The organism is Amycolatopsis sp. YIM 10, assembly GCF_009429145.1.
GTDB lineage: Bacteria > Actinomycetota > Actinomycetes > Mycobacteriales > Pseudonocardiaceae > Amycolatopsis.
The window spans coordinates 6,479,144-6,501,075 of the sequence record NZ_CP045480.1 but is presented as its reverse complement, the minus strand read 5'-3'; the positions used below and the strand labels follow the sequence as shown (position 1 = coordinate 6,501,075).

General features: G+C 71.5%; 22 protein-coding genes. 7 read left to right on the top strand and 15 right to left on the bottom strand.

The window, feature by feature from the left end; all coding sequences use genetic code 11:
• Nucleotides 1-3: 3 nt before the first annotated feature.
• Both ligD and YIM_RS30675 read left to right on the top strand, forming a co-directional pair.
• A complete protein-coding gene (ligD, locus tag YIM_RS30680) occupies nucleotides 4-1,026 on the top strand; it encodes a non-homologous end-joining DNA ligase (protein WP_153033648.1) in 1,023 nt (340 codons plus the stop codon).
• On the top strand, nucleotides 1,023-1,817 hold the full coding sequence (locus tag YIM_RS30675) for an endonuclease/exonuclease/phosphatase family protein (RefSeq protein WP_228004109.1): 795 nt from the start codon (nucleotides 1,023-1,025) through the stop codon (nucleotides 1,815-1,817). The genes ligD and YIM_RS30675 overlap by 4 nt, the downstream gene beginning before the upstream one ends.
• 6 nt (nucleotides 1,818-1,823) lie before the next feature.
• On the opposite strand, the gene YIM_RS30670 is transcribed toward YIM_RS30675, so the two are convergent.
• Nucleotides 1,824-3,341, bottom strand: coding sequence for an alpha/beta hydrolase (locus tag YIM_RS30670; RefSeq protein WP_153037345.1), 1,518 nt, complete (start codon nucleotides 3,339-3,341; stop codon nucleotides 1,824-1,826).
• A 109-nt stretch (nucleotides 3,342-3,450) separates the two neighbouring features.
• A complete protein-coding gene (locus tag YIM_RS30665) occupies nucleotides 3,451-4,524 on the bottom strand; it encodes an ATP-dependent DNA ligase (RefSeq protein ID WP_153033647.1) in 1,074 nt (357 codons plus the stop codon).
• 106 nt (nucleotides 4,525-4,630) lie between these two features.
• On the opposite strand from YIM_RS30665, the gene YIM_RS30660 reads away from it, so the two are divergent.
• The 3 genes from YIM_RS30660 (at nucleotide 4,631) to YIM_RS30650 (ending at nucleotide 10,742) form a co-directional block, all read left to right on the top strand.
• Entirely contained in the window at nucleotides 4,631-5,281 is a 651-nt protein-coding gene (locus YIM_RS30660; RefSeq protein WP_153033646.1) for a response regulator transcription factor, read from the top strand.
• A 134-nt stretch (nucleotides 5,282-5,415) separates the two neighbouring features.
• Nucleotides 5,416-6,366: a hypothetical protein gene (locus YIM_RS30655; protein ID WP_153033645.1), complete on the top strand. Its 951-nt coding sequence runs from the start codon at nucleotides 5,416-5,418 to the stop codon at nucleotides 6,364-6,366.
• Complete coding sequence (locus YIM_RS30650; RefSeq protein ID WP_153033644.1) at nucleotides 6,363-10,742, top strand: HAMP domain-containing protein; 4,380 nt, start codon at nucleotides 6,363-6,365, stop codon at nucleotides 10,740-10,742. The genes YIM_RS30655 and YIM_RS30650 overlap by 4 nt, the downstream gene beginning before the upstream one ends.
• Nucleotides 10,743-10,754: 12 nt before the next feature.
• On the opposite strand, the gene amaP is transcribed toward YIM_RS30650, so the two are convergent.
• From amaP to YIM_RS30605, 9 genes are all read right to left on the bottom strand, one after another.
• Nucleotides 10,755-11,351, bottom strand: coding sequence for an alkaline shock response membrane anchor protein AmaP (gene amaP / locus YIM_RS30645; protein WP_153033643.1), 597 nt, complete (start codon nucleotides 11,349-11,351; stop codon nucleotides 10,755-10,757).
• Entirely contained in the window at nucleotides 11,348-11,884 is a 537-nt protein-coding gene (locus YIM_RS30640) for a DUF6286 domain-containing protein (protein ID WP_153033642.1), read from the bottom strand. The genes amaP and YIM_RS30640 overlap by 4 nt, the downstream gene beginning before the upstream one ends.
• 13 nt (nucleotides 11,885-11,897) lie before the next feature.
• The gene (locus YIM_RS30635; protein WP_228004108.1) at nucleotides 11,898-12,278 is read right to left on the bottom strand and encodes an Asp23/Gls24 family envelope stress response protein; all 381 of its coding nucleotides are present in this window, start codon (nucleotides 12,276-12,278) and stop codon (nucleotides 11,898-11,900) included.
• Nucleotides 12,275-12,451, bottom strand: a complete 177-nt coding sequence (locus tag YIM_RS30630) for a hypothetical protein (protein WP_113692709.1) — start codon at nucleotides 12,449-12,451, stop codon at nucleotides 12,275-12,277. The genes YIM_RS30635 and YIM_RS30630 overlap by 4 nt, the downstream gene beginning before the upstream one ends.
• The gene (locus tag YIM_RS30625) at nucleotides 12,448-12,756 is read right to left on the bottom strand and encodes a hypothetical protein (RefSeq protein WP_153033641.1); all 309 of its coding nucleotides are present in this window, start codon (nucleotides 12,754-12,756) and stop codon (nucleotides 12,448-12,450) included. The genes YIM_RS30630 and YIM_RS30625 overlap by 4 nt, the downstream gene beginning before the upstream one ends.
• A complete protein-coding gene (locus YIM_RS30620) occupies nucleotides 12,756-13,220 on the bottom strand; it encodes an Asp23/Gls24 family envelope stress response protein (RefSeq protein ID WP_153033640.1) in 465 nt (154 codons plus the stop codon). Before YIM_RS30620 ends, YIM_RS30625 begins: the two co-directional genes overlap by 1 nt.
• Before the next feature lie 102 nt (nucleotides 13,221-13,322).
• Complete coding sequence (locus tag YIM_RS30615; RefSeq protein ID WP_153033639.1) at nucleotides 13,323-13,757, bottom strand: hypothetical protein; 435 nt, start codon at nucleotides 13,755-13,757, stop codon at nucleotides 13,323-13,325.
• A complete protein-coding gene (locus YIM_RS30610) occupies nucleotides 13,754-14,317 on the bottom strand; it encodes an RNA polymerase sigma factor (RefSeq protein WP_153033638.1) in 564 nt (187 codons plus the stop codon). Before YIM_RS30610 ends, YIM_RS30615 begins: the two co-directional genes overlap by 4 nt.
• A 2-nt stretch (nucleotides 14,318-14,319) precedes the next feature.
• The gene (locus YIM_RS30605) at nucleotides 14,320-15,069 is read right to left on the bottom strand and encodes a pyrimidine reductase family protein (protein ID WP_153033637.1); all 750 of its coding nucleotides are present in this window, start codon (nucleotides 15,067-15,069) and stop codon (nucleotides 14,320-14,322) included.
• A 33-nt stretch (nucleotides 15,070-15,102) separates the two neighbouring features.
• Between YIM_RS30605 and zapE the strand changes: the two genes are divergently transcribed.
• A complete protein-coding gene (zapE, locus tag YIM_RS30600) occupies nucleotides 15,103-16,140 on the top strand; it encodes a cell division protein ZapE (protein WP_153033636.1) in 1,038 nt (345 codons plus the stop codon).
• Here the strand turns inward: zapE and YIM_RS30595 are convergent.
• Entirely contained in the window at nucleotides 16,037-16,657 is a 621-nt protein-coding gene (locus tag YIM_RS30595) for a phosphatase PAP2 family protein (RefSeq protein ID WP_228004107.1), read from the bottom strand. The genes zapE and YIM_RS30595 overlap by 104 nt on opposite strands.
• A 117-nt stretch (nucleotides 16,658-16,774) precedes the next feature.
• Here YIM_RS30595 and YIM_RS30590 point away from each other — a divergent pair, with 117 nt between their 5' ends.
• On the top strand, nucleotides 16,775-18,397 hold the full coding sequence (locus YIM_RS30590; RefSeq protein ID WP_153033635.1) for an ABC-F family ATP-binding cassette domain-containing protein: 1,623 nt from the start codon (nucleotides 16,775-16,777) through the stop codon (nucleotides 18,395-18,397).
• A 56-nt stretch (nucleotides 18,398-18,453) separates the two neighbouring features.
• Here YIM_RS30590 and YIM_RS30585 read toward each other — a convergent pair whose 3' ends face one another.
• From YIM_RS30585 to rocD, 3 genes are read right to left on the bottom strand one after another with little or no spacing between them, the layout of a single operon-like run.
• A complete protein-coding gene (locus tag YIM_RS30585; RefSeq protein ID WP_153033634.1) occupies nucleotides 18,454-19,194 on the bottom strand; it encodes a GntR family transcriptional regulator in 741 nt (246 codons plus the stop codon).
• Between the two features lie 46 nt (nucleotides 19,195-19,240).
• The gene (locus YIM_RS30580) at nucleotides 19,241-20,605 is read right to left on the bottom strand and encodes a DUF2252 domain-containing protein (protein ID WP_153033633.1); all 1,365 of its coding nucleotides are present in this window, start codon (nucleotides 20,603-20,605) and stop codon (nucleotides 19,241-19,243) included.
• Nucleotides 20,606-20,650: 45 nt separating this feature from the next.
• A complete protein-coding gene (gene rocD / locus YIM_RS30575; RefSeq protein WP_153033632.1) occupies nucleotides 20,651-21,874 on the bottom strand; it encodes an ornithine--oxo-acid transaminase in 1,224 nt (407 codons plus the stop codon).
• Between the last annotated feature and the right edge of the window lie 58 nt (nucleotides 21,875-21,932).

The window sequence follows — 21,932 nt, the reverse complement described above, 5'->3', positions numbered from 1 at the left end:
CGGGTGGCCAAGAACGGTGACCCAGTCGAGTACCAGGTGGGCGAGCGCACGGTGCGGGTGTCCAGCCCGGACAAGGTGTACTTCCCGGAGCGCGGCATCACCAAGCGGCAGGTGGTGGAGTACTACCTGGCCGTCGGTGAGCCGCTGCTGCGCGCGGTCGGCGAGCGGCCGACCACGCTCAAGCGCTATCCGGACGGTGTGACCGGCGAGCTGTTCTACGCCAAGCGCGTGCCCAAGGGCGCCCCGGACTGGGTGCAGCGGGTGAAGATCACCTTCCCGTCCGGCCGGACCGCGGAGGAGGTCTGCCCGACCGAGCCCGCGGTGTTCGCCTGGGCGGCGAACCTGGGCACCTTCGACTTCCACCCGTGGCCGGTCCGCCGCCCCGACGTGGACCACCCGGACGAGCTGCGGATCGACGTGGACCCGCCGGAGGAGGCGCGGTTCGCCGACGCCGTCCGCGTCGCCGGGACCGTGCGCGAGGTGCTGGCCGACGCCGGGCTGACCGGCTACCCGAAGACCTCCGGCGGCCGCGGCGTGCACGTGCTGGTGCGGATCCGGCCGGAATGGGACTTCATCGCCGTGCGGCACGCGGTCATCGCGCTGGGCCGCGAGGTGGAGCGCCGGGTGCCCGAGCTGGCGACCATCTCGTGGTGGAAGGAGGAACGCGGCGGCCGGGTGTTCATCGACTACAACCAGGCCGCGCGGGACCGCACGGTCGCCTCGTCGTGGTCGGTGCGCGGCACCCCGCGCGCGACCGTGTCCACGCCGCTGACCTGGGACCAGCTCGGCGAGGCCGACCCGGACGAGTTCGACGTGCTGACCGTGCCGTCGTGGCTGGCCGAGCACGGGGACGCCCACGAGGGCATGGACGCCGAGGCGTTCGGCCTGGAGACGCTGCTGGAGTGGTACGAGCGCGACGAGCGGGACACCGGCCAGGCCGAGATGCCGTACCCGCCCGACTACCCCAAGATGCCCGGTGAACCCAAGCGCGTGCAGCCGAGCAAGGACCGGGACCGGCCGAAGTGAACCGCCGGGCGGTCGCGCTGCTGACCGTGTTCCTGCTGGTGGTGGCCGCGGTCCCGGCCGCGGGCGCGACCGGTGCCGCGCTGCGGGTGCTGAGCTTCAACATCCACTCCGGCGTCGGCACGGACGGCAGGCTCGACCTGGCGCGCACGACCAGGGTGATCACCGATTCGCGGGCGGAGGTGGTCGGCCTGCAGGAGGTCGACGTGCACTGGTCGGCCCGCAGCGGGTACGCCGACCAGGCCGGGGAGCTGGCGCGGCGCACCGGCATGCACCTGTTCTTCGCGCCCATCTACGACCGGGACCCGGAGCCGGGGCGGGCCGAGCGGCGGCGCTACGGCGTCGCGGTGCTGAGCCGCTTCCCGATCCGGGAGACGGCCAACCACACCATCACCCGGCTGTCCACAGTGGACTCCGCGCCGATGGGCCCGCTGCCCGGCTTCGCCGAGGCGGAGCTGGAGGTGCACGGCCGGGCGCTGCGGTTCTTCGTCACCCACCTGGACCACCGGCCGGACCCCGCGGTGCGCACCGCGCAGGTCGGCGAGATGCTGCGGGTGCTGGGGCCGGGCGTGCTGGCCGGCGACCTGAACGCGGGCCCGGCGGCGCCCGAGCTGCGGCCGCTGTTCGACCGCCTGCCGCCCACCGGCGTGGACGGCGCGACCTTCCCGGCCGACGCCCCGGACCGGCGACTGGACTACGTGCTCAGTTCCCTGGCCCCGGTCGCCACCCGCATCCCGGACGAGCCGGTCACCTCGGACCACCGCCCGGTACTGGCCACGGTGCGCCTGCCCTGAGCCGGGTCAGGCCGGGCAGAGCGTGCCGTCGTTCGGGATCTTGGCGTCGAGCAGGAAGTCCCTGACCTTCTCACCGACGCACGGGGAGGCGCCGACCGCGCCGTGCCCGGCGCCCTGCCAGCCGATCCGCACCCCGCTCGGCAGCTGCTCGGCGGCCCGCACGGTGCCCTGCTCCGAGGTCACCGGGTCACCGGCGGTGCTCACCAGCAGCACCGGCGGCACGCCCGGCTTGCTCAGCGGCGGCAGCGACTGCGTCGGCACCGGCCACGGGCTGCACCACGCCAGCTGCTGGGTGACGAACCCGCCGAACACCGGGTACCGGCCGCGCAGGTCGCTGGTGATCTTGTCGATCTGGTCGGCGGACAGCCGGACCGTGGTGTCGTTGCACTTGGTGGCGATGCCGCCGTCGAGCCTGGTCGGGTTGAGCCGGTCGTCGAACAGCAGCGGGCCGGCGAACGCCGCCAGCTTCGTGCCGTCGCCGGACCGCGCCGCGGCGATCGCGTCGGCCAGCTCCGGCCACCGCTCGCGCTGCGCCAGCCCGGCGGTGATGGCGTGCATCGCCAGCCCTGGGTTGAGCAGTGAGCCGTCGACGGTCGACGGGCTCGAGTTGCGCAGCTGGTCCAGCAACCCGGTCACCACCGTCTTGGCGTCCCCGCCGAGCGCGCAGCCCCGCTGGGCGCAGTCGGCGCTGAACGCCGCCAGCGCGGCCTCCCCGCCCGCGGCCTGCGCGTCGCGCACCGAGGCCACGTCCGGGGACGGGTCCGGCGCGCCGTCCAGCACGAACCGGCCCACCTTGTCGGTGAACCGGACCGCGTAGGCGCCCAGCACCTGCGAGCCCTCACCCCTGGCCAGCGCGTTCAGCTTGGACAGGCCAAGCTGGGAGCGGATCTCGTCGAGATCGCCCGCGGTCCGCCAGCTGTCGAAGGCGCCCTGGTCGTCCTCCAGCGTGATGCCGCACTGCTGACCGGCCTGCCGCGCGGCGTCCAGCAGCGGCTCGACCGACTCCTGCGCCGGATCGAAGCCGACCAGCTCGGTGCGGACCTCGGCCGGGATGCAGCGGACCGGGTCGGACAGCCCGCTGCCGCGCCGGTCCACGCCGATCAGCGAGAACCGCTGCAGCAGCTCGGGCGGCAGCGTCTGGGCCAGCCGCAGTGCGTAGAGCGTGCCCGGCTCGCCGTCGATGTCGTTGAGCACCACCAGCGGGATCGGCCCGGTGCCCGCCTTGAGCAGGTTGATCCTGGCGATGCCGCGGCCGGGCAGCTCGGGTGCGTCCAGCGCGGTGGACACGCGCCCGCAGCTGAACTGCACGCCCGCCGGGACGGGCTGCCCGCCGAGGCGCTCACCGGTGTCGGCGGCGCAGTCCTTCCACTCCACGCCGCTCTCGCGCGGCTCCTCCAGCGGCGGCAGCGGCGGGGCCGCGGGCGGGCCGGTGGCCGGGGAGACCGGTGGCAGCGGCCCGTCGTTCTCGACCACGGGTGGCCGGTTCGACGGCCCGGCGGTGCACGCACCGGCAACGGTGCACATCGCGACCGCGAGTGCGAGGACAACCCGGCGCGTCAAACTGCTTCTCCTCACGCGTGACCCATCGTCACGTCGAGCTTCGCACGCCCTGGGTGAGGCGGGGGTGAGCAGGTCAGCCGACGCGCTTGACCTCGCCGCGGAAGACCGCGTCCAGGTCGTAGCGGGCCGGTTCCTCCAGTTGCGCGTAGTCGCACGAGGACGGTTCGCGGTCCGGCCGCCAGCGGGCGAACTGCGCGGTGTGCCGGAACCGGGCCGGGTGCCCGCCCTCGGTGTGCTCGTAGGCGACCTCCACCACCCGCTCCAGCCGCAACGGCACCCACGGCTGCTCCCCGGCGCGCCAGCGGTTCACCGATCCGGGCAGCCGCTGGCCCTCGACCACGGCGTCGCCGAGCCACGGGTGCGGCCCGTCGGTGATCAGCGGCGTCAGCTCCTCGGCCAGCTCCCGCCGCCGCGTCACCGGGAACGAGCCGACCACGCCGACGTGGTGCAGCACGCCGCGCTCGTCGTGGAGCCCCAGCAGGAAGGAGCCCACCAGCTCGCCCGGCTCACCGTCGACGTGCCAGCGCAGCCCGGCCAGCACGCAGTCCGCGGTGCGTGAGTGCTTGTACTTGAGCATCAGCCGCTTGCCCGGCTCGTAGACCGCGTCCAGCGGCTTGCCGATCACCCCGTCCAGCCCGGCGCCCTCGAACAGCTCGAACCAGTGCCGCGCCACCGCCGGATCGGTGGTCGCCGGGGTGATGAACAGCCCGGGCAGCCGCTCCAGCCTGGCGCGCCGCCGTTCGGTCGGCTCGTCCAGCAGCGACTCACCGTCCAGTTCGAGCAGGTCGAAGGCGACGAACTGCGCCGGGGTCTCGCGCGAGAGCAGGTCGACCCGGCTCGCGGCGGGGTGGATGCGCTCGGTCAGCGCGTCGAAGTCGAGCTTGCCGCCCCGGCCGATGACCAGCTCGCCGTCGAGCACCACCTGCCGCGGCAGCACCCCGGCGAGCGCGTCGAGCACCTCCGGGAAGTACCGGTTCAGCGGTTTCCCGGTGCGCGACTGCAGGGTCAACTCGTTACCGTCGCGGAAGACGAGGCAGCGGAAGCCGTCCCACTTCGGCTCGAACAGCAGCCCGCCGGAGTCCGGGATGGACTTGGCGGGCTTCGCGAGCATGGGTTTGACCGGCATCGTCAGCGACATGGGCGCCATTCTGCTCGACCACCCCTCGCGGCGTGGCCGGTCTGGCTTTTTCCACCCCGGCGTGGGATATCTACCTCCAGGGGCCGCGGTGCACAGCGACGAAAGGCGGCGGACGATGCCTGAGCCGGGGACCACGCGGCCGCTCCGGGTGGTGCTGGTGGAGGACCACAGCATGGTCGCGGAGGCGCTGGAGATCGCCTTCGCCGACGTACCGGACATCAATCTGGTCGCGTCGGCGCAGTCGGTCGAGTCCGGGCTGGCGGTGACCAGGGCGCACCGCCCGGACGTGGTGGTGCTGGACCGGCGCCTGCCCGACGGCGACGGGATCGACGCGCTGCCGCGGTTCCGCGAGCAGTCCCCGCACAGCCAGGTGCTGGTGCTCACCGGCGAGGCGACGACCAACATGGCCGCGCGCGTGGTGGCCGCCGGTGGCGCCGGGCTGCTCGTCAAAACCGGGTTGTTCACCGATCTGGTGGCCGCGCTGCGACGGGTGGCCGCGGGCAGTTCCGCCTTCGAACCGGGACTGCTGGCCGGGGTGCTGGACAGACTGGCCTCACGCGACAGCGCCGAGCCGATGCTCACCGCGCGTGAGCGCCAGGTACTCGCGCTCATCGCCGAGGGCGCGGCCACCGAGCGCATCGCGGCGGAACTGAATTTGGCCAAGAACACCGTTCGCAACCACATTCAGCGCATTCTCGGGAAACTGAACGTGCATTCGAAGCTGGAAGCCGTCGCGTTCGCGCGTCGCAACGGACTGATCGACTAGGCCATCCGTCCGCGCGAAGGTCCATTCTTAAAAAATCACCGACTAGAACTTGGCTGCCCGGCGGTTGGCCGGTGCGACAATGGGGCATCCGAAACCCGGCCCACCCACGAGGTGAGTGACAGGGAGACAACGTCATGCCCGGAACAGGAACGTACCCCCGCACGGCGAACCGGATCGGCCTTTCCGAGGTCCGGCGCGTGGAGGAGGAGACAAGCACCTTTCGCGCGCTCGACTACCGCTACGGCGGCGGCTGGTGTCACGAAGCCGCGCTCGCGCAGCTTTCGTGGGCTTATCGGCTGCTGGACGCGGCGGGCACGGAACGGGTCAAGGCGAGGTTGTGCAGTGCCCTCGGCGATCTGACCAGTCTGGCCGGCTGGACCGCATTCGACGCCGGATTCCCGGATGCCGCGCACGCGCGTTTCGACCGTGCACTCGAACTCGCCAGGGAAGGCGGGGACAACGGCCTCGTGGCGAACATCCTCTATCGCAAAGGCAGGGTGTATTTGCACTATGACGCGCCGAGCCAGGCGCTGGTCGCGTTCACCCAGGGCGAGCGGGCCGCGACCGCGGCCGGTTCGGCGCTGATGCTCAGCGTGCTCTGCGCCAACCAGGCGTGGGCGCACGCGAAGCTGGGCAGGCGCGACGAGGCGATCCGCTCGCTCGGCCGGGCCGACGAGGCGTTCTCCCGCGCCGGTGACGAGTACGTGCCGGTCTGGGTGCGGTTCTTCGACCAGAACGATCTCGCCGCGATGATCGGCACCGTCTACACCGAACTGGCGATCGGGGTGGATCCCGCCTACGCGGTGGCCGCCTGCGACGAGCTCACCTGCGTGGTCGACCGGTACGGCACGGAAATGACGCGCAGCCGCTCCTTCTGCCTGGTGCTGCTGGCCATCGACTACCTGCTGATGGGCGATGTGGACGAGGCGGCCGAAGTGGGCGGGCACGCGCTGGCAGCCGCCGAAGGGATGAACTCGGCGCGCTTCGCCGACCGGTTGCGCCCGCTGGAGACCGAAGCCGTCCGTCGCGCCGAGCACACCGAGGCTCGCGAACTCGCGGAGAGAATAGCTACCTTTGCCGCATGAGCCCAACGCGGCCGGGCACGCTCGGCGAGGAAAGCCTGCAGCAACTGCTGGAAGGGCTGAAGGCGGTTCGCGACGGGGACTTCAGCACCCGCCTGCCCCGCAGCGACGACCTGCTGATGGACGAGATGTCCGCGGTGTTCAACGGCATGGTCGACCAGCTGGCACTGTTCACCTCCGAGGTGACCAGGGTGGCGCGCGAGGTGGGCACCGACGGCAAGCTCGGCGGGCAGGCCGCGGTGCCCGGCGTCTCCGGCACGTGGAAGGCGCTCACCGACTCGGTGAACGCGATGGCGGGCAACCTGACCGGGCAGGTGCGTGACATCGCGGGCGTGGCCACCGCGGTGGCCAGGGGTGACCTCTCGCAGAAGATCACCGTGGACGTCAAGGGCGAGATGCTCGAGCTGAAGAACACCCTCAACACGATGGTGGACCAGCTCTCGTCCTTCGCCGACGAGGTGACGCGGGTGGCGCGCGAGGTCGGCAGCGAAGGCAGGCTCGGCGGTCAGGCGCAGGTTCCCGGAGTGGCGGGCACTTGGCGGGACTTGACCGCGTCGGTGAACTTCATGGCGGGCAACCTCACCACGCAGGTGCGGTCGATCGCCGAGGTGACCACGGCGGTGGCGCGGGGTGATCTGACGCAGAAGATCGTGGTCGACGCGCGCGGCGAGATCCTGGAACTGAAGAACACGATCAACACGATGGTGGATCAGCTGTCCTCGTTCGCCGATGAGGTGACGCGGGTGGCGCGTGAGGTCGGCACCGAAGGGATTCTCGGCGGCCAGGCGCAGGTTCCCGGAGTCGCGGGCACTTGGCGGGATCTGACCGCGTCGGTGAACTTCATGGCGGGCAACCTGACCAACCAGGTGCGCTCCATCGCGCAGGTCGCGACCGCGGTGGCCAAGGGCGACCTGACGCAGAAGATCGCGGTGGACGCGCGTGGCGAGATCCGCGAGCTGAAGAACACGATCAACACGATGGTGGATCAGCTGTCCTCGTTCGCCGATGAGGTGACCAGGGTGGCGCGCGAGGTGGGCACGGACGGCAGGCTCGGTGGCCAGGCGGACGTGAAGGGCGTTTCGGGCACCTGGAAGGGCCTGACCGAGTCGGTGAACGTGATGGCCGACAACCTGACCGAGCAGGTGCGCTCCATCGCCGAGGTGACCACCGCGGTGGCGCAGGGCGATCTGACCCAGAAGATCCGCGTGGACGCGCGCGGCGAGATCCTCGAACTCAAGGACACCGTCAACACGATGGTGGGCCAGCTGTCCTCGTTCGCCGATGAGGTGACGCGGGTGGCGCGCGAGGTCGGTACCGAGGGCAGGCTCGGCGGCCGGGCCGACGTCAAGGGCGTCTCCGGGACGTGGAAGGCGCTGACCGAGTCGGTGAACGTGATGGCCGACAACCTCACCGACCAGGTCCGCTCGATCGCCTGGGTGACCAGCGCGGTGGCGCAGGGCGATCTGTCCAAGAAGATCACCGTGGAGGCCAAGGGCGAGGTCGCCGCGCTCGCGGAAACCATCAACACCATGGTCGACACGCTCTCCGCCTTCGCCGACGAGGTCACCCGCGTGGCGCGCGAGGTCGGCACGGAGGGCATTCTCGGCGGGCAGGCGCGGGTGGCGAACGTGTCGGGCACCTGGAAGAACCTGACCGACAACGTGAACTCGATGGCGGACAACCTGACCAGCCAGGTGCGCTCGATCGCGCAGGTGACCACCGCGGTCGCCCAGGGCGACCTGTCCAAGAAGATCGACGCGGACGCACGCGGGGAGATCCTCGAACTCAAGACCACCATCAACACCATGGTCGACCAGCTCTCGGCCTTCGCCGCCGAGGTGACGCGGGTGGCGCGCGAGGTCGGCAAGGAGGGGCGCCTCGGCGGGCAGGCCGAGGTCGAGGGCGTGTCCGGGACCTGGAAGCGGCTGACCGAGAACGTCAACGAACTGGCGGGCAACCTGACCCGGCAGGTGCGCGCCATCGCCGAGGTGGCCAGCGCGGTGGCCACCGGCGACCTGACCCGGTCGATCTCGGTGGAGGCCTCCGGTGAGGTCGCCGAACTCAAGGACAACATCAACTCGATGGTGCAGTCCCTGCGCGAGACCACCCGCGCCAACGAGGACCAGGACTGGCTCAACACCAACCTGGCCCGCATCTCCGGGCTCATCCAGGGCCACCGCGACCTGCGCGTGGTCGCCGAGCTGATCATGAACGAGCTGACCCCGCTGGTCGGCGCGCAGCACGGCACCTTCTACTTCGCCGACCCCGGCCAGGACCCGCCGCGGCTGCGGCTGATCGCCGGGTACGGGCACAACCAGGCCGAGCAGGTGCCGACCGAGTTCGAGTTCGGGCAGTCACTGGTCGGCCAGGTCGCCAAGACCAAGTCGCCGATCGTGGTCGACCGCACGCCGGCCGACTACGTCCGGGTGTCCTCCAGCCTCGGCTCGGCCGCGCCGGTCAACCTGATCGTGCTGTCCATCGTGTTCGAGGGCCAGGTGCTCGGGGTGATCGAGCTGGCCTCGTTCGCCCGGTTCACCGACGTGCACCGCGACTTCCTCGAGCAGCTGACCGAGACCATCGGCGTGAACGTGAACACGATCATCGCCAACGCCAGGACCGACGCGCTGCTGGAGGAGTCGCAGCGCCTGGCCGAGGAACTGCAGGCCCGCTCCGAGGAACTCCAGGCGCAGCAGGCGAAACTCCAGCGGTCGAACGCCGAGCTGGAGGAGAAGGCCGAGCTGCTGGCCAGGCAGAACCGCGACATCGAGGTGAAGAACTTCGAGATCGAGCAGGCGCGGCAGGAGATCGAGGAGCGCGCGCAGCAGCTCGCGCTGGCCTCGAAGTACAAGTCGGAGTTCCTCGCGAACATGTCGCACGAACTGCGCACGCCGCTGACCAGCCTGCTGATCCTGGCCGGGGTGCTGGCGCAGAACTCCACCCGGAACCTGACCGCCAAGCAGGTCGAGTTCGCCAAGGTGATCCAGTCCGCGGGCACCGATCTGCTGCAGCTGATCAACGACATCCTCGACCTGTCGAAGGTCGAGGCGGGCAAGATGGACATCCACCAGGAGCCGTTCCCGCTGGAGCAGCTGCTGGACTACGTGCGGGCCACGTTCCGGCCGCTGACCGCGGACAAGGGCCTCGAGTTCTCGGTGGTGGTCGAGCCGGACGTGCCGGAGCGGCTGTTCACCGACGAGCAGCGGCTGCGGCAGGTGCTGCGCAACCTGCTCTCGAACGCGGTGAAGTTCACCGAGCGCGGTTCGGTGGAGCTGCGGGTGAGCATGGTCGGCGGGGCCGAGGTGGCGTTTTCGGTGGTGGACACCGGGATCGGCATCGAGGAGGAGAACCTCGAGTCGATCTTCGGCGCGTTCCAGCAGGCCGACGGCACCACCAGCCGCAAGTACGGCGGTACCGGGCTCGGGCTGTCGATCAGCCGGGAGGTGGCCTACCTGCTCGGCGGGCAGCTCCAGGCGGAGAGCAGGCTGGGCCACGGCAGCACGTTCACCCTGCGGTTGCCGGTGTCCCGGCTGTCCACTTTGGATGGTGCGGTGGTGCAGCGGCTGCTGGAGCCGATCGAGGCGGGCGAGCGCGCGGTGCTGGTGGTCGAGGCGGGGGAGAACGGCCTGCTGACGCTGCTCGCCCGCGGGGTGGCCAGGGAGACCGGTGACGTGGCCGTGGACACCGTCGCCGCGCCGGACGAGGCGGTGCAGAGCCTGGCCGCGCGGTCGTACGCGTGCGTGGTGCTGGACCTGAGCCTGCCGGGCGCGACGGCGCTGACCTTCCTGAAGCGGCTGGGGGAGCGTGAGGAGGAGCTGCCGCCGGTGCTGGCGCACGCGACGCGGAAGCTCAGCGCCGCGCAGGACCGGCTGACCCAGGCGCAGCTGCGGCACACCCCGGTGACCGTACTGTCCTCTTTGGACCAGCTGCGCGCGGAGATCACCGTGCGGGTCGCCGAGGAACCGCCGGAACCGGAGGCGGCCCCGGCGGTGACCGAGGAACGCCACCTGGCCGGCGGCAAGGTCCTGCTCATCGACGACGACGCGCGCAACGTGTTCGCCATCGCGGGCATGCTGGAACTGCAGGGGATGGACGTGGTGCACGCGCCGAACGGGCGGCTGGGGATCGACGTGCTGCTGGAGAACCCGGACATCGACCTGATCCTGATGGACGTGATGATGCCGGAGATGGACGGTTACGCCACCACCGCGGCGATCCGCGAAATGCCGCGGTTCGCCGGGCTGCCGATCATCACGGTCACCGCGAAGGCGATGGAGGGGGACCGGGAGAAGAGCCTGGCCGCCGGCGCCAGCGACTACGTCACGAAGCCGGTGGACGCCGGCGAACTGCTCTCCTGCATGAGCCGCTGGCTGAACCGGTGACGCCCGTGCGGGTTACTTCACGCGTTGCTTGCCACCGGCGTCCAGGTCGATGCGTACCGCGGTCGGCAGGGTGTCCACGCCGAGCGACTCCCGCGCCCGGGTGAGCACGCGCGAGTCCAGCTCCTGCCACACGGTTTTCAGGTCGGCGCCCTCCCTCAGCGAGATTTCCATGCGCAGCGCGGGCGAAGCGGGGTCACCCACCGCGCGCACCCTGGCCCGGCTCACGCCCTCGACGGATTCCGCGTCGGCACGCACGGCACCGGAGATGGCGGCGGCGGTGACGGTCAGCTCCTCACCCGGCGTGCGGTCCAGTATCAGGTCCGGCCTGCCCTCGGGCCGCAGCGAGCGGAAGAACCACCACAGCCCGAAGACGAACAGCACCACGCCCAGCACGATGGCGGCGATCTTCGCGAGCACGGGTTCCCGGCCCAGCCAGTCCACCGCGATCGGGTCGAGCACCGCCCGTTGCGCGCGGAAGGTGCCCAGCCATCCCTGCCCGACCACCAGCGCCAGCACCCCGGCGGCCAGCGCGAGCAGGCCGACCAGTGAGGTGAGCGTGCGCTCGGCCCGGTAGGACCTGGCCAAAGCCTTGCTGGCGACGGATTTCATCGGCGGTCCTTCGGGGAGTCGACAACCACGGACACCTTCGGCGTGCGCGCCAGCGGGACGTCGGCGACCAGCGCGCGCACCGTCTCCAGCAGTTCCGGGCGCAGGTCGCCCTCGGTGGACAGCCGCGAGGTGGCGCGCACCCGCACCTTCTTCGCGCTGGCCGTCACCGATGCGCCGGTGACGTTGTCCTCGGCACGCACGTGCCTGCCGACCAGCCGCGCCAGGGAGCGCGGGGTGGTGGTCACGCTGACCTCCTCGGCGGGATCGGTCAGCCGGACCGCGCGCCGCCTGGCCGAAGCGGCGAACAGCAACAACACCAGCCCGGTCACCGCGACCAGCGCGGCGACCAGCCGGACCGGACCGCCGGCCCAGTTCATGGTGGACAGCGAGGCCTGCCAGTCGGGCCACGGCACGATCAGCGGCGCGTCGGCCGGGCGCCACCAGTGCCAGCCGACCTCGACCGCGAGCAGCGCGCCGGCGACCGCGACGGCCAGGCCGAGCAGGGTGGAAAGCAAACGGACGAAAACACGCACCGCGAAGCTCCTCCTATCGCACTCGGGGCTGGGGTTCCGGCAGCAGCGCGGAAACCGTCACCGCCAGCGAGCGCACCTTGTACGAGGTGATGTGCTCCACCTCCCTGGTCACCCGCTCCCGCACCTCGCCGACCACGGTGCGGACCGGGGCCGGGTAGTGCAGGGCGAGGTCGAGCGCGAGATCCACGTCGTTGTCCCGGCCGGAGACCTTCGCGCCGGCGCCGTGGCTGCCCAGGCCCAGCCCGGCCACCCTGCGCTCCACCTCGGCCGTGCCGGGCACCTGGTCGGCGGCGCGCTGGGCGACCTTGCGCACCACCGAGTGGTCGATGCTCAGCGTGCCGCGCTCCTCGGCCTCGGCCAGCGCTTCGGCCGGTCGCACGTCGAGTGCGGTCACCGGTCCCGGCCCTTGCCGAACATGTCGCCGAGGTCCAGTTCACCGTCGAGCACCCGGCCGACCACCAGGCCGATCACGCCGACCGCGAGCGTGACGAGAAAGGCGGTGAAGCTCTGGCTCGCCGCGAGGCCCAGTACCAGCCCCGCGAGGATTCCGGTCTGCGTAGCGTTCATTCTTCCTTGGCTCCTTGGGTAAGGGTGACGTCGGTGATCTCGATGTCGACGGGAACGTCCCCGGCGATCCGGCGCACCCGCTCGCGCAGTTCGGCGCCGAGACCGGGCAGCGGGCCGTCGAGCCGGAGCACCACGGCGACCTCGATCCCCGGCCCGTCGGCCCGCACGCCGACCACCCGGCGGCCGGGCAGGTAGGTGACCGCACCCCCGGCCAGCCGGACCACCGACGGATGCGCGAGCACCGCGCTCGCGATCTCGTCGGCCAGCGCGCCCGGCCGGCCGGTGCCGGATCCAGCGGTGGTCATCACTCGACCCGTGAGGTGCTGTCCTCGGTGTCGTCGTCCTCGGGCAGGTGGATGTCGTTGACCGCGATGTTCACCTCGATCACCTCGAGCCCGGTGATCTGCTCGACGGTGCTGATCACGTTGCGCCGCACCGCGCGCGCCACGTCCACGATCCGCGCGCCGTACTCGACGACCACGTCGAGGTCGACCGCGGTCTGCTTCTCGCCGACCTCCACCGACACCCCGGCGGTGGTCACCGTGCCGGAACCGGGGATGCGCTCCTTGATCGCGCCGAACGCGCGGGAGACACCCCCGCCGAGCGCGTACACGCCGGACACCTCACGGGCGGCGATCCCGGCCACCTTCTGCACCACCGCCGAGGCGATGGTGGTTTTGCCCTGAGCCCCGTCCTCGTTGAGCACCGGGGTGGACCCCGTCCGCAGTGCCGGGGTGGTACCCGAGTTCGTCGCGCTGGTCTGCGCCATGTGAATGCCGCTCCTTTCCCAACCGTTGTTCGCTATTCGTACGATGGGCGCGGGCGCGGCGCCATTCCGCAGCGTCCCTCGAACGGGTGAGTGGAGCGGGAATCAGTCCAGGTGGACGTCCACCACGTGCACGTTCACCGTGGGGGCCGCTTCGCCGAGTTCGGCCGAAAGCGCCCGGCTGAGCCCGACGCGCAGCGCTTCGGCCGCTTCGTCGGCGGGCACGCCGTACCGGACGGTGGTGAGCACTTCGAGCCCTTCGCGTTCGAGCGCGACCGCGGCCACGTGCAACCCGCCGATCCGCCTGCCGAGGTCGGCCGCGATGCGCCTGGTGAGCAGCACCAGCGCCGATTCGGAGACGCGGAGCTTGCCACCCTCCTGGTCGTACTCGAACTCGGCGGAGCCACCGCGCAGCCCGCGCACCGAGCGCAGCACCCGGTCGACCAGTCCCGGCGGCGTCGGCACGGTGGTGCGGGCCGCCGCCCGCACGAGGTGCCAGTCGGGGTCCTGCCGGGGGTCCTCGGCCGGTGCCGTGCTCATCGCAGCTCCTTGAGTTTCGCGAGCAGGGCCACCCTCGCGCGGTGCAACCGGGAACGCAAGGCCGGGACGCTCACTTCGAGCACCTCGGCCACCTCCTCGTAGCTCAGCCCTTCCAGTTCGCGCAGCACCAGCGGCACGCGCTGGCTGACGTCGAGGTCGGCGATCGCGCGCAGCGTGGCGTCCACCTGTTCGGCACGCACGACCTGGCCCTCGGGGTTCGCGTGGAGATCGGCGAGCTGGTGACCACCCTCGAGCCCGTCACCGGTGTCCAGCGACACGGTCGGCTTGCGGCGGCGCACGTACGCCAGCGCCGCGTTGGTGACCACGCGGTAGAGCCAGGTGGACACCGCCGACTCCGCGCGGAACCCGGACAGCCCGCGCCAGGCCGAGATCCACGCGTCCTGCACCACGTCCTCGGCTTCGGCCGAGTTGCCGGTGATCCGCAGCGCCACCCGGTACATGCGCGGGGTGTGGCGCCGGACCAGCTGGTCGAACGCGTGCGGGTCACCCGCCGCGGCCCTGGCCAGCAGCGCCTGGTCCGGTCTCTGCTCCTCCGCCATGGTCAGGGTCGCCGGTACCGGAACATGGTGAACCCGTCCTCGTGCAGGATCGAAGCCAGCGCCAGCTCTCGCGGCACCAGCGTTTCGCGCCCCTCGGCGATGCGCCCGGCGCCGGCCCCGGCCAGCAGCGGCGCCACGGTCAGGCACAGCTGGTCGACCAGGTTCTCCGAGATCAGCGCGCCGAACAGGTGCGGCCCGCCTTCGCAGTTGACCCGGCGCAGCCCGCGGCGGCCGAGTTCCTCCAGCGCGGCGGTCAGGTCCACGGTCAGCGGACCGGCGATGATCACCTCGGCACCCGCTTCGGCGAGCGCCTCCCGCCGGGCCTTCGGCGCGCCCTCGGTGGTCAGCACGATCGGCGGGACCTTCGCGTCGGTGAACAGCGCCGAATCCGGTTCGATCGAGCACCGCGCGGTGACCACCGCGATCGGCGGGATCTCGGCCATGCCGAGCTTCCGGCGGGTTTCGACGCGCTGCTCGCCCAGCCGCACCCCGCGGTAGTTCTCCGCGATGACCGTGCCCGCGCCGACGAGAACAACATCACACAGCGCGCGGCCGATGCCGAAGATGCGCTTGTCCGCCGGATGGGACAGGCCCTCCGACTTGTCCGCCACGGTGACCGCACCGTCGGCCGAGGTGACGAAGTTGACCTGCACCCAGGGTTTCGACAGCTCTTCGGGGTAGCCGTAGAGCCGTTCGAGATCGGCCGTGGTGAGGTCGTTCCGGGAGCCGTTCTGGGGCCAGAGCTGTCGCACGCCCCCATCCCAGCACGGGTTACGCTCGCCCGCATGCCCCCACGCCTGATCGATCGCGACCCCCAGCTGGGCGCGGAGGAGCTGATCGGCTCGCTGGTCCCGCCGCCGCGGTTCGACGGCGTCCGCTTCGAGACCTACGTGCCGAACCCCGACGAGCCGAGCCAGGCCGCCGCGGTGCGCGACTGCTCGGCGTTCGCGGCCAGGGTGACCGCCGCGAGCAAGGCGAAGAAGTCGAAGTGGCGCACGCTGTTCGGCGGCGACGGTGGCGCCGACCATGGCAAGCCGGGGCTGTACCTGGACGGCGGCTTCGGTGTCGGCAAGACCCACCTGCTCGCCTCGATCTGGCACGACTCGCCCTCGCCCAAGGCGTACGCCACCTTCGTCGAACTCACCCACCTGGTCGGCGCGCTGGGCTTCGCCGAAGCGGTGCGGCGGCTGTCCGCGCACCGGCTGCTCACCATCGACGAGTTCGAACTGGACGATCCCGGCGACACCATGCTGGTCACCCGGCTGCTGCGCGAGCTGACCGACGCCGGGGTTTTTGTCGCGGCCACCTCGAACACGCTGCCGGACAAGCTGGGGGAGGGCCGGTTCGCCGCCGACGACTTCCTGCGTGAGATCCAGTCGCTGTCCGCGCGGTTCGGTGTGGTGCGGGTGGACGGTCCCGACTACCGCCACCGCGGCCTGCCCGAAGCCCCGCCGCCCGTCTCGGATGCCGAGCTGGACGCGTCGGCGTCGGCGGTGCCGGAGTCCACTGTGGACGACTTCGCCGAGCTGTGCGACTACCTGGCGAAACTGCACCCGTCGCGGTACGGCCGGCTGGTGCGCGGGGTGCCGATGGTGCACCTGCGCGGGGTTTTCGCGGCCCCGGACCAGAACGTGGCCCTGCGGCTGGTCGCCTTCGCCGACCGGCTCTACGACAGCGCGATCCCGGTGATGGCCTCGGGTGAACCGCTTTCGGCGCTGTTCACCGAGGAGATGCTCCAGGGCGGGTACCGGAAGAAGTACCTGCGGGCGGTGAGCCGCCTGACCGCGCTCGCGCGGGACGCCGAGTCCGCGTCGCGGTCGTGACCAGCGCGGCGACCACCGGCACCACCGCGACCGAGAGCCCGGCGCCACCGGCCACGTCCGTGGCGTAGTGGTAGTGCAGGCCGATCATGCCGATCCCGGCGCCCGCGGTCAGCACGACGCCCGCGAGTGCCACCAGCAGCGCTGTGCGCGCGGTGCGGATCAACAGCACCACCACGGCGAGCGTGGTGACCAGGCTCACCGTGTGCCCGCTCGGGTAGGCGAGGTGGTCGTCGTAGTACCGGCCGAACCACGGCTTGAGCACCCAGCTCGACAGCATGACCGCGATCGACGGCGCCGCCAGGGTCAATGCCAGCCCGGTCCAGTGGCGCCGGACCGCGCAGGCGGTGGCGAGCAGCGCCAGCGCGGGCAGCAGCACGTACGGTTCGGTGGGCAACACCAGTAGGCGCAACAGGAACTCGTTGCCGCCCAAGGTGTTCTCCACCGCTCCGGCGATCCGCGCGTCCGGTGCGGAGAAACCGCGGTCACCGGCGAGGAGCAGGCCCAGCAAGGAGAACACGGCGAACCCGGCCAGCGCCGTGCCCAGCGTGACCCCGGTCCTGATCCTCGTCGCCCGTTCGATGCCACCGAGGATAATTCGATCGCCTCCGCGCCGGTGGTCGGACACCATGCGGGAGTGGGTTATCTCGAAGCGAGCGCGTTGTCCTACCGGCTCAGCGACGGCAGGCAGCTGTTCGAAGACGTGTCGTTCCGCGTCGGACCGGACCACGTCACCGCGCTGGTCGGCGACAACGGCGCGGGCAAGACCACGCTGCTGCGGTTGCTCGGCGGTGAGCTGACCCCGCTCTCGGGCGCGGTGCAGGCGCAGGGCGGGCTCGCGGTGATGCCGCAGTTCATCGGCTCGGTACGGGACGAGCGCTCGGTCCGCGACCTGCTGCTCGCGGTGGCCCCGACGGCGCTGCGCGCGGCCGCCGCCGAACTCGACGCGGTCGAGCTGCTGCTGATGGACACCGACGACGAAACCACCCAGATGCGGTACGCCGAAGCGCTTTCGGCGTGGGGCGAAGCAGGCGGGTACGCGGCGGAGGTTCTGTGGGACACGGTGACCGTGGCCGCGCTGGGCGTGCCGTACGACCGCGCGCGGTTCCGCGAAGTGCGCACGCTCTCCGGCGGTGAGCAGAAGCGCCTGGTGCTCGAAGCGCTGCTGCGCGGGCCCGAGCAGGTGCTGCTGCTCGACGAGCCGGACAACTACCTCGACGTGCCCGGCAAGCGCTGGCTGGAGGAACGGCTGGCCGAGACGTCCAAGGCGGTGCTGCTGGTCAGCCACGACCGCGAACTGCTGGCCGCGGCGGCCACCCACATCGTCACTCTCGAGGGCGGCACAGCCTGGGTGCACGGTGGTGGGTTCGGCCGCTGGCACGAGGCCCGCCTCGCCCGCTGGGAGCGGATGGCGGAGCTGCGGCGGCGCTGGGACGACAAGCACGAGCAGCTGATCGAGCTGGTGCGCTCACTGCAGCGCGCCGCGGCGATGAGCGACGACATGGCCTCGCGCTACCGGGCGGCGCAGACCCGGCTGCGCAAGTTCGAGGAGGGCGGCGCGCCACCGTTGCCGCCCAAGGAGCAGAAGGTCAAACCCCGGCTGCGCGGCGGCCGGACCGGTCTGCGGGCGATCACCTGCGAGAACCTGGAGCTGACCGGGCTGATGCGCCCGTTCGACCTGGAGGTCTTTTTCGGCGACCGGGTGTGCGTGCTCGGCTCGAACGGTTCGGGCAAGAGCCACTTCCTGCGCCTGCTCGGCGGGGACGACGGCGTGGCGCACACGGGGGAGTGCCGCCTCGGCGCACGCGTGGTGCCCGGCCTGTTCGCGCAGACGCACCAGCATCCGCAGTGGCTCGGCCGGACCCTGGTCGACCTGCTGTGGCGCGGCGAGGACACCCGGCCCGGCGTGGACCGCGGCACGGCGATGGCCGCGCTCAGCCGCTACGGCCTGGCCGCCGCCGGGGACCAGCGGTTCGAAACGCTCTCGGGCGGGCAGCAGGCGCGGTTCCAGGTGCTGCTGCTGGAACTGAGCGGGGCGACGCTGCTGCTGCTCGACGAGCCGACCGACAACCTCGACCTGATCTCGGCGGAGGCGTTGCAGGAGGCGCTCGCCGAGTTCACCGGCACGGTGGTCGCGGTGACGCACGATCGGTGGTTCGCGCGCTCGTTCGACCGGTACGTGTTGTTCGCGGCATCGGGCGAGGTCAGCGAGGTGGACGAGCCGGTGTGGACCGAGGGAAGGGTCGACCGCGTGCGCTGACTTGTGGACTGGGCCACCCGTCGGCTAGAGTGGCATAGTCCACTTCGAACGGCGGCTCAGGAGAGCGGGTAGGGATGCAGTACCTTCCACATCTCGGCGGGGAAGACGGACTCGTCGAAGCGGAAGGCGCTGCCCTCGGCATCGAACACCACGAGGTGCTCTTCGAGCACGGCCGAAGCGCCGGGCAGCTGGAGCCGCTTGCGCTCGGTGGCGGTGGCCAGCCGGGCACGGACCTGGTCGCGGCCGAAGGACGGCTTGGGCCCGGCCCGTTCGGTGACGTACTCGTCCACCGCGGCCGGCGCCAGGCCGGTGTCCAGCAGTTCCGGCGCCCGCTCGGCGACCTGGCCGCCGAACCACGAAGTGCGCAGCTCCGCCGGGGTGCCGTCGGCGTCGTTGATCAGCACCTGGCGGCGGACCCCGCGGTGACCGGCCGCCGTGCCGAACGCGTCCGCCACATGCGGTGGCACCACGGCTTCCTCGGCGAGCAGCACCACCAGCCCGGCGTCGGCGGGAAAGCTCACGTCGATGGTGCGCGAGGGGGCGAAGCGGTGGCCGTGCGCGCCCGGGAGGTCCTCGCGCACGAAGGTGCCCGAGCCGTGCCTGCTCACCACGTAGCCCTGGTGTCGCAGCAGGCGCAGCGCTTCGGCCGCGGTCGGCCGCACGACGCCGTGCTCCTCGGCGAGCTGCCGCTCCGACGGCACGCTCGCGCCGGGCGGCAGCTCGCCGGAGACGATCCGGCTGCGGATGCTGGCCGCGATCCGGTGGTACTTGGGTAAGTCCTTGTCTGTCTCCGGCATTCCACTCCGTGTTGTCGCGGTGGCCTAGGGCACATTAGCAGGGTGCTCAGTCGTCGGCTTCGATCTCGGCTTCGACGCGCCCGCTCGCCACGGCGGCGGCCAGTTCCGCGTGATCGGCCTCGGTCTGGTCGGCGTAGCGCACCGCGTACCGGCCCACGGCCTCGTCCATCTCCTCGTCCTCGTCGAAGTAGCCGGCGAGCAGGCGCGGATCGATGGAGCGCACGTGCGCGCGGGCGAGCAGCGCCCCGGCCAGCCTGCCGTAGTCGTCGAGGTGGTTGCCCTTGAGCGCGGTCGGGTCGATGTCGCCCTTCATGTTGCGGAACTGGCGCACGATGAAGGACCGGCCCTCGATCGTGGTCCAGCCGAGCAGGATGTCGGTCTCCGCCTGCACCAGCCGCGCTCCGTGCACGATCCGCTGACCCTCGTGCTCGGCCGGCGGGCAGTCCAGATAAGGCTCCAAAGAGGACGGACGGGCCTCCTTGACCTGCAGCACCAGCGATTCGTCGGTGTTGCCACGCAGCAGCGCGACGTAGCTGCGCAGGCCGACGCTGCCGGTGCCGACCACCCGGAAGGCCACATCGGACACCCCGAACCGGGTGATCAGATTCCGCCGCGACTCGCGCAGCGTGTCCACATAGGACACCAGGCCGCCGGTGACCGCCTCGGCGGTGGCGTCGTCCACCCTGGTCAGCACGGGCGGCTCGGTGATGAACCGGTTCTCCCGCGTCCACTTCGCCACCACCTTGGCGCTGGTGTTCTTGCGGGCCTTCGCCGCCGCCTCGGCGAAGTCGTCGATCAGCTCGTCGGCCTTGACCCGGCTCAGCGCGGACGCGTTGGGCAGCGCGTTCCACGACTGCATGAACGGCAGCTCGGCCAGGCTCCGCACGGTCCGCCGGTAGGACTTCACCACGTCCTCGGCGGCTTCGAGACATTTCGACGCCGAGACGCCGCCCTCGCGGCCCGCCAGCACCAGGCTGGTGGCCAGCCGCTTGACGTCCCACTCCCACGGACCGGGCACGGTCTCGTCGAAGTCGTTGATGTCCATCACGATCTCGCCGTCCGGCGTGCCGTACAGGCCGAAGTTCGCCGCGTGCGCGTCCCCGCAGATCTGCGCGATCAGGCCGCTCCTCGGCGCTTCGGCGAGATCGGCGGCCATCAGCCCGGCCGCGCCGCGGAAGAAGGAGAACGGCGACGAGACCATCCGGCCCATCCGCAGCGGCACCAGCGACGGCAGGCGCCCGGCGTTGCTGGATTCGATGAACTCCAGCACGCCGGGCCGCCGGGCACCGGCCGCTTCGTGGTCGTGCGCGGAGGGCGGCGTCGCCTCACGCAGGGCCTTGCCCTCCGCCCGGACCTCGTCCGGATCCTGGACCACTCGCAGTTCCGCCGCTTCGCGCCGCCCGCTGACCATTTCGGCTCCCTCCGCCACTTCTGGGGGGAGCTAACCAGATCCGGCCTACCGCGCGCCGATCACCTCGGCCAGCGCTTCGATGCCACTGTCCAATTCGTCCTGTTCGATCACCAGCGGCGGGGCCAGGCGCAGGGTGTGGCCGTGGGTTTCCTTGCACAGCACACCGAGCCCGGCCAGCGCCTGCGAGGCCTCACGGCCGGTCGGGCCGCCGGGCGCGATGTCGATCCCGGCCCACAGCCCGCGCCCGCGCACCGCGGACAGGCCGTTGCCGACCAGCTTCGCCAGCCGCTCGTGCAGGTGCGCGCCAAGGTCCTTGGAGCGTTGCTGGAACTCGCCGGTGGCCAGCAACCGGACCACACCGCGGCCCACCGCGCAGGCGAGCGGGTTGCCGCCGAAGGTGGAACCGTGCTCGCCCGGCCGCAGCACACCGAGCACTTGACGCGAGCCGACCACCGCGGACACCGGCAGGATGCCGCCGCCGAGCGCCTTGCCGAGCGTGTACACGTCGGCGCGGACGCCCTCGTGCTCGAGCGCGAGCAGGGTGCCGGTGCGTGCCAGACCGGACTGGATCTCGTCGGCGATCATCAGCGTGCCGGTCTCGTCGCACAGCCGCCGCGCTTCGGCCAGGTAGCCCTCCGGCGGCACGATCACGCCGGCCTCGCCCTGGATCGGTTCGAGCAGCACGGCCGCGGTCCGGGGGCCGATCGCCGCGCGCAGCGCGTCGGCGTCGCCGTAGGGCACGGTGACAAAACCGGGGGTGAACGGGCCGAAATCGGCGCGCGCGGTCTCGTCGGTGGAGAAGGAGACGATGGTGGTGGTGCGGCCGTGGAAGTTCGAGCCGGCCACGACGATCTCCGCCTGCCCGTCCGGCACGCCCTTGACCTGGTAGGCCCACTTGCGGGCGATCTTGACCGCGGACTCCACCGCCTCGGCGCCGGAGTTCATCGGCAGCACCAGCTCGGTGCCGGTCAGCTCGGCCAGCTCGCGGCAGAACAGGCCGAGCTGGTCGTGGTGGAAGGCGCGGGAGGTGAGCGTGACCCGGTTCAGCTGCTCGGTCGCCGCGGCGACCAGCGCCGGGTGCCGGTGGCCGAAGTTGAGCGCGGAGTAACCGGCCAGGAAGTCCAGGTACCGCTTGCCGTCGACGTCGGTGACCCAGGCGCCTTCGCCCTCGGCGATGACCACGGGCAGGGGGTGGTAGTTGTGCGTGCCCCAGTGCTCGTCGAGGGCCACGTACTCGGCGGCGGAGTATCCGGCGGCGGAGGTCGTCATGCGATCAGGTTAGGTGCTGCTCGCGGAACCTTCATCCGGAAATCATTGCTTCTGCCCG